Origin of the sequence: Zemynaea arenosa (genome assembly GCF_004614185.1) — a bacterium.
GTDB classification, from domain to species: Bacteria; Pseudomonadota; Gammaproteobacteria; order Burkholderiales; family Burkholderiaceae_D; genus Telluria; species Telluria arenosa.
The window spans coordinates 1-4,583 of record NZ_SPVF01000158.1; the positions used below are offsets into that span (position 1 = coordinate 1).

The following is a 4,583-nucleotide window of genomic DNA, read 5'->3' on the forward strand; positions in this document are numbered from 1 at the left end:
GCGGTGGGGAGGGCGGCCTGGATCGGCGTGCCGGTGGTGGCCTGGCCGGCGCGCGTGGGCACGCCGTGGGTGTCGAGATAGACCAGCGGCTCGTGGGCGGCACCGTCCGGCAGCCCCGCCGCGCTGTAGGCGATGTGTGCTTCCACGCCGCCTGGCTGGCCGCCCACCTCGAACGTGGGACGCGGGCTCAGCGACACCAGGGTCAGCGGCACATGGGCGCCCACCTGCGCGCCTTCGGGCAGCGGCATGCGCACCGAATTGCCGGCCACCCGCACCAGCGAGGTGCCGTCGTTCAATTTGGCCAGCACTTCGCCCTTGACCGACTGGCCAAGCAGGCTGGACATGGAACGGTCAAAGGCTTCCTGGCGGGCGTCGCTGACGGGCACCGCCGGGCGCACCGCGTCCGCGCCGGCGACCGGTTTCACTGTGGGGAAATCCGGCCGCAGCACGGCGGTGCCTCAGGCGTGAATCAGACGCTGCCGTAGGCGCGCGCGAGGCGGCGTTCGGTCCCGGTCTTGTTGATCAGCGCGGACAGCTTGGCCATCCACGGCATGGTGAGGTCGCGGATGCGGCGGTCGTCGTCCAGCATCTTGCGGATGGCCGTGACCTTGCGGGTGCGGTCGGCCGCCTGCAGCGGTCCCACCGGTTCGTTATCCTTCAGGCGCAGCACATGCACGGCGCACTGCTGCTCCAGCAGCACCAGCCGGTCCCAGTCGCTGCTCTCGGCAGCCTGCACCATCTGGTCGGTCAGCGCCACCATCGCTTCGTAGACCGAGGCCACTTCTTCACTCGTCATCATGTTGTTGCTCATGTTGCTCACGTTGCACGAACCCGTCTGTCAGGCACTGGCGAAAGTGGAGGTGGCCGGCGGCTGCGCCGGGACGGACGGCGCCAGGCCCTGCGCTTCGCGCGCGGCCGGAGTGTCGCCGATGGCGTTCCAGGCCCCGCGCAGATCGGTCAGCAGCTTCTGCACCTCTTCGAGCGGTTCCAGTTCGTTCTTCAGGTTGGCCTGCAGCAGGCGGCCGCCCATGTATTCATACAGACCGTCCAGGCCGTTGGCGATCTCGCCGCCGGCCTTCTTGTCGAGTGCCGCGCGCAGCCCGCTGTCGATGATCAGGATGGCCTTCGAAATGGCGGCCCCTTTTTCGGCCACGTTCTTCGATTTCATGTGGTTGATGGCATTGGCCACCGAGACCAGGGCGCCATCGAACAGCATCACGATCAGTTTGTGCGGGCTGGCAGACGTTACGCCCGTTTCCATGCCGACCTTGGCATAGGCGTTGGCGCCACTCTTCATACTTCCAAACATGGTCTGCTCTCCTTATTCCTGCGGGGGCCGTGGGCCCGCTGTGGTGCATTCGTGCGTCAAATGCGTTGGTTCTGGGTGTTAGCTCTTGCTGTTGGCGTTCAGCGCCGCCAGTTGCTGCGTCAGGTAGCTTTGGGTCGCCGACATGCTCGAGATGAGCGAGTCGAGCGCGGTGTACTGGGCGCGGTAGCGCTTTTCAATATCGGTGAGGCGGTCGCTGAACCGGTCCTGCTGCTTCTGGATATCCTTGATCGATGCGTTCAGCCCGGTGGTGCGGCTGCCCAGCAGGCCGTCCGTCCCGATATAGGAGTTGGCCAGGTTGTTCAGCTGGTAGGCGTAGCCCTGCGAGAAGCCGACGGTGCCGCGGTCGCCTGTGGCGCCGCCGGTGATCTGCACCTTCAGGCCGAAGTCGTCGGTCAGGAACTGGCCCGAGCCCTTGGCGGGCTTGCCGCCCAGCGTACCGGCCACGTCCTGGCCATCCACGAGGACCGGGGCGCTGCCGAAAATGTCGGAGACCGCGGTGCCGGTGGAGGACGAGACGGCGATCTTGGAGACCGAGCCGAACTGCGTCGATACCAGGTTCAGCTTGCCGTCCGCATCGATGTTGGCGTTGACCTGCAGGCTGTTGGACGAATAGGCCGAGATGCCGTTGATCGAGGTCTGGATCAGGGTGGCCAGTTGCTCCGGCGTGTAGGTGCCGGCGGTCAGCTGCACGGTCTGGGTGCGGTTGGCGGTGGCCGGGTCGGTCTGGTTCAGGGTCACGATCCAGCTGGTGTTCGGCTGGATGACGATGCTGGCCGCGAGCGCGTTCTCGCTTTGCACGCTGCCCTGCCTGGCCAGCGCGGTGATGTTCACGGCGTAGTCGCCCGGAATGGTCTTGCTGGTCGAGCTGGAGAATTGCACCAGGCTGTCGGTGGCCTTGCCGACCGCGCCGAACAGGCCGGCGATGTCGTCGAAGTGGTCGGCGATCGCCTTGTCCAGCTTGGAGCTGTCGAGGGTCAGCGAGCCGTCCTTCTGGAACTGGATGCCGACCTGGGACAGGGTGGTCAGCGCACTGTTTTCCAGCCCGGTGATCGACACGCCCAGCTGGCGCCGCAGCGAGGTCTCCAGGTTGCGCACCGAGGCGTCGCCCAGCAGCGGGCCGGCGGCCTTGGTGGAGGCGTCGTAGCTGGTGGCCTGGTTGATCGCCGTGTTCAGGTCGTTGTAGGCCTTGACGAAGGCGGTCACGTTGGCCTTGACGGCGGCGGTGTCCTTGGCCACGTTCAGGTTGGCCTTGCCGGTGGTGCCGATGGTCAGGTTCACGCCCTGGATCGCCTCGGACACGCTGGTCGTTTCGCTGGTGACGGCGATGCCGTTCACGGTCAGCTTGGTGCTTTGCGCGGCGGTGTTCTGGGTCAGGTTCTGGGTGCCGGCCGGGTCGTAGGCCAGCAGGGACTGGACGTCCGCATCCACCGGGCCGCCGTCCTTGCCTTCGGCCACGATGCGCATGGTCGACTTGGCCCCGGTCGAGCTCGAGCTCAGCACCAGGTGGTAGGGGTTGGCGCTGCCGTCCGAGACGATGGTGGCGGTGACGCCGATGTTGGCCTTGTTGATGGCGTCGCGGATGCCCTGCAGGTTGTTGTTGGTGGCATCGATCACCACCGAGCCGCTGATTCGGGTGTTGTCCTGGCTGAAAGCGGCATCCAGGAAGCTGCCCGCCGAGCCGGCCGTCAGGCCCGCCAGGGACGGGTTGCTGCCACCGATCACGATCGGCGCGCCGCTTTGGGACAGCAGGGTCAGGCTGGCGGCCGCGGTGACGCTGGAACCGCTATTCACGGTGGCCGAATCGGTGCCGATGCCGCCCTGGACCGCGCCGGTCACGGTTTCGTCGATGGCCAGGCCGGTGCCGTCCTTGCGGGTGAACCGCAGGGTGCCGTCGGCGGCCTTGCCGGTGAAGCTGATGCCGGCCGCGTTCAGGTTGGCCTGCAGGGTGGCATCGTTGGCCAGCGCGTCGTCGATCGAGGCGGCGGTCACGCCCGCGCCGGCCGCGATGCCGTCCGCCTGGGCCGCGATCTCCACGCCGCCCACGGTCAGCGCATAGGTGCCGGTGCCGCTGGTGTCGACGGCCCCGAAGGTGCTGGCGCCGCCGCTGCCGAACAGGGTGGCGGAGCTGGTCGCCACCTGGGCGGCGTTGACGCCGGTGGTGGTGGCCTTGGCGTTGATCGCATTGACCAGCTTGGCGGGGTCGGTGGTGGTGGCATCGGTGTCGATCACGGTGCCGTTCAGGGTCAGCGCGCCGGGCGTGATGCCGCCGGTGGCGACGCTGGCGGGGAGCGCTCCGGCCAGCACGCCGAAGTTGCCGCTGGCGGCGCCGAACTGGAAGGTGATGCGGGTGGCCGCACCGCCGCCGATGGCCGCGGTCAGGCTGCTGCGCCCGCCCGAGGTCAGGGTCTGGGCCTGCGCGATCTGGTTGACGTTGATGCTGTAGTTGCCCGGCACCGCCTTGGCGCTGGCCGAGCCGACCAGCACGTCGGTGTTGGTGGAGAGTGCCGTCAGCGACTGGAACGAGGCGGCCTTGGTCAGGCCGGACAGGGCGGCCTGGAAGCTGGACACGGCGCTGGTCAGGGTGCCGAAGGCTTTGACCTTGGTCTGCAGCGCGGTTACCTTGGCCGCCATCTGGGTGAGCGGCTGCGCCTCGACCGCCATCAGCTTGCTGATGATGTCATCGACGGGAAGGTTGGATCCGATACCGGACGAAGAGATGGTGCCAGCCACGTTGTTCTCCAAAGGAAATCACATCATAGGTCATTATCGGCAGCGCCAAAGATGACTTGAGAGGGGGAAATCCGGCTTAGTTCAGCCTGTTGGGGAAGGGACACGAACGCCGGGGGAAAAGGCGTGGCGCGGCAGCGGCGGGATGAGCGCGGCCGAGGCTGCGGGCAGAACGCCGGCGGCCGGGAGCAGAGGGGGGCGCGGCGCGCCCGGTGTCAGGCGACCTGCTTGATCAGGCGGCCCTGGGCGCTGTCGAGCGACTTGGCCAGTTCCAGCGCTTCCGGCGACGGGATCTGGCGGATGACTTCCTTGGTGTTCTGGTCGACCAGTTTCACGATCACCTTGTCGGTGTCGGAATCGACCGAGAACAGCAGGTCCGAGCTGCTCTGCTTGAGCGACTTGTTGAGCTTGTCGACGGCCTCGTGCACTTGCTGCGGCGAGGGTTGCTGCTGGGCCGGGCGTTCCACGGCGGCGGCGGTCTCGACGGCGGCGGCGGGCGCGCGGGGGGCGGGCACCGGAGCGCTGT

General features: G+C 67.6%; 4 protein-coding genes and 1 pseudogene. All 5 read right to left on the reverse strand.

Features of this window, described 5'->3' with window-relative positions; translation table 11 throughout:
* Positions 1-425, reverse strand: a pseudogene (locus E4L96_RS12800) (flagellar hook-length control protein FliK); the annotation flags it as partial.
* 44 nt (positions 426-469) lie between these two features.
* Entirely contained in the window at positions 470-799 is a 330-nt protein-coding gene (locus E4L96_RS12805; protein WP_135207617.1) for a flagellar protein FliT, read from the reverse strand.
* 39 nt (positions 800-838) lie between these two features.
* Positions 839-1,309: a flagellar export chaperone FliS gene (fliS, locus tag E4L96_RS12810; RefSeq protein WP_135207618.1), complete on the reverse strand. Its 471-nt coding sequence runs from the start codon at positions 1,307-1,309 to the stop codon at positions 839-841.
* A 78-nt stretch (positions 1,310-1,387) separates the two neighbouring features.
* The gene (gene fliD, locus E4L96_RS12815; RefSeq protein ID WP_229414446.1) at positions 1,388-4,060 is read right to left on the reverse strand and encodes a flagellar filament capping protein FliD; all 2,673 of its coding nucleotides are present in this window, start codon (positions 4,058-4,060) and stop codon (positions 1,388-1,390) included.
* Between the two features lie 212 nt (positions 4,061-4,272).
* Positions 4,273-4,583 (reverse strand): flagellar protein FlaG (locus tag E4L96_RS12820; protein WP_135207619.1); only part of this gene is annotated, 311 nt, incomplete at its 5' end.

Bases quoted from the DNA above. Each gene is read 5' to 3' on its own strand.
- E4L96_RS12805 (WP_135207617.1), bottom strand. From the start codon at position 799: ATGATGACGAGTGAAGAAGTGGCCTCGGTCTACGAAGCGATGGTGGCG.
- fliS (WP_135207618.1), bottom strand. From the start codon at position 1,309: ATGTTTGGAAGTATGAAGAGTGGCGCCAACGCCTATGCCAAGGTCGGC.